This is a genomic window from Streptomyces sp. NPDC111802, from assembly GCF_055634335.1.
Window position 1 is genome coordinate 1 of the sequence record NZ_JBVKCZ010000181.1, and the last position, 2,419, is coordinate 2,419.

1 protein-coding gene is annotated in these 2,419 nt (G+C 66.9%); it reads left to right on the forward strand.

The genetic code is table 11. The features are described from left to right. The first annotated feature begins 452 nt into the window (after positions 1-452). A complete protein-coding gene (locus tag ACZ7NC_RS45180; RefSeq protein WP_471498180.1) occupies positions 453-2,264 on the forward strand; it encodes a 1-deoxy-D-xylulose-5-phosphate synthase in 1,812 nt (603 codons plus the stop codon). Positions 2,265-2,419: the final 155 nt, after the last annotated feature.

Here is a 2,419-nt window from a genome sequence, read left to right on the forward strand (position 1 = left end):
ATGGCAACGACCGGCTGACCGGAACGTCCCCTCGGGCCAGCCACCCCCTCGGGTACACCCCAACTCGCCAGTCACACCAGCAACTTGACGACGCCGGCAGGCCGCAGTGTCCCGCGGAGTCCGTGCCCGAACCACGATCCGCTCACCTTCATCGACCACATCCTCGACGACCAGCGGGGAAAGACCCGAAAACACCGTCTGCACAAGCTCGTTGACATCCGTCACGCGAATGTCAACGACCCATCACGACTCTCCGTCACCACCGAAAGTGAGACAGGGCCGTTTAATTGACACACCCTTTCAGACCCCGCAGATGCCCATCTCTTTCACAAGGGCGCAATCTTGTGCTGTGTGTGCGTATGTCGGTGTGGAGATGTCTGGCCCGTCTGGTTCGGGTCAGGTTTCCTCATGTGGCAGCGCAGGGCGGTGTGTCCGGCAGAGGGGATAGGGGAATGGTGACCGTTTGTTCGGATGTCCCGCTATATTTGCTGGAGCGTGTGGCTGGTCCGGGTGTGCTGCGCGGGCTTGCTGTGGATGAACTGCCGTTGCTGGCTGGGGAGATTCGCCGGTTTCTGGTGGAGAAGGTGTGTGCCAAGGGCGGGCATCTGGGCCCGAATCTGGGGGTGGTGGAGCTCACCCTGGCGCTGCACCGGGTCTTCGACTCCCCGCGTGATGCGCTCGTTTTCGATTCTGGCCATCAGGCCTATGTGCACAAGCTGCTGACCGGACGCCGGAATGAGTTTGACTCTCTGCGCCAGCAGGGAGGTCTGTCGGGGTATCCGTCGCGGGGGGAGTCGGTGCACGACCTGGTGGAGAACTCCCACGCCTCGACCGCCCTGTCATACGCCGATGGTCTGGCCAAGGCGAGTCAGCTTGCGGGCGAGCAGGACCGGGCCGTGGTCGCGCTTGTGGGGGACGGTGCTCTGACGGGGGGTATGGCGTTTGAGGCGCTGAACAACCTGGGCGGGGCGAAGGACCGTCCGGTGATCGTGGTCCTCAATGACAACGGCCGCTCCTATGCCCCCACCACCGGCGCTCTCGCGGCGCATCTGGGCGTTCTCAAGTTCGGCGGCGGCCTGGAGGCGTGCCGGAATCTGTTCACCGATCTCGGGTTCACCTACTTCGGGCCGGTCGACGGCCACAACATTGTTGAGCTCGAAGCCGTCCTGCGCCGGGCCCGGGACATGCGCAGGCCGGTTGTGGTGCATGTGATGACGGTCAAGGGCAAAGGGTACGGTCCGGCTGAGCTGGATGAAGCGGATTGTCTGCACGCGGTCGGCACCATCGATGCCGCCACCGGCACCCTGACCGGGACTTCACCGTCGTGGACGCAAGCGTTCGGGCAGGCGCTGCTGGAGGTGGCGACGGAGCGGCCGGATGTGGTCGCTGTCACCGCGGCGATGCTGCGCCCGACCGGCCTGTATCCGATGCAGCAGAAGTTTCCCGACCGGGTCTTTGACGTTGGGATCGCTGAGCAGCACGCGGTGGCTTCGGCTGCGGGGCTGGCGACGGGCGGCTTCCACCCCGTGGTGGCAATCTACGCGACGTTTTTGAACCGGGCTTTCGACCAGGTGCTGATGGACGTGGCGCTGCACCGTTTGCCGGTCACCTTCGTCCTGGACCGGGCCGGGATCACCGGCCCGGACGGGCCCTCTCATCACGGCATGTGGGACCTGACCATCCTCGGCACGGTCCCCGGCATGCGCGTTGCCGCCCCCAGAGATGGCACGCAGCTGCAGGAGCTTCTTGCCGAGGCCGTCACGCATGATGCGGGTCCTACCGCCGTGCGGTTCCCCAAAGGCACCGTAGGCGAGGACATTCCCGCGCTGCGACGCGAGGGCACACTGGACATCCTCTATGCCAGCGGCATCCGTGACGTCCTCCTCATCCCCGTCGGCCCCCTGGCTGCACCAGCCCTCGACGCCGCCCGCTACCTGTCGAGCACGGGCATCGGATGCACGGTCGCCGACCCTCGCTGGGCCCTGCCCGTACCCGCCCAACTGACCAGCCTGGCCGTCCGCCACCGGCAAGTGGTCACCGTTGAGGACAACACCCGGGCAGGCGGCGCAGGCTGCGCCATCGCCCGCGCCATCGCGGACACCGGCTCAACTGTGCCGGTCGCTGTCCTCGGCCTACCCGAAAGCTTCCAACCCCACGGCACCCGCGAAAGCCTCCTCAAAGCCGCCGGCCTGGACCGCGACGGCATCATCCAGGGCGTGCTGCGCGCCCGCGCCGACCGCCCGCACCAGACCAGGCAGGCGTGACCCATGACCGTCATCGATCTCGGCCTGCCCACCCCTCCCCCGCCAGCCCCGGTGCGTCGTCGCCTCACCCGTCAACTCCGCGTCGGGTCGGTGCCCATCGGCGGCGGCGCACCGGTCAGCGTGCAGACCATGACCACCACCGTGACCGCGGATGT

What these genes read in the sequence shown, in the direction of transcription:
- ACZ7NC_RS45180 (WP_471498180.1), top strand. Translation starts at nt 453, where the DNA reads ATGGTGACCGTTTGTTCGGATGTCCCGCTATATTTGCTGGAGCGTGTG.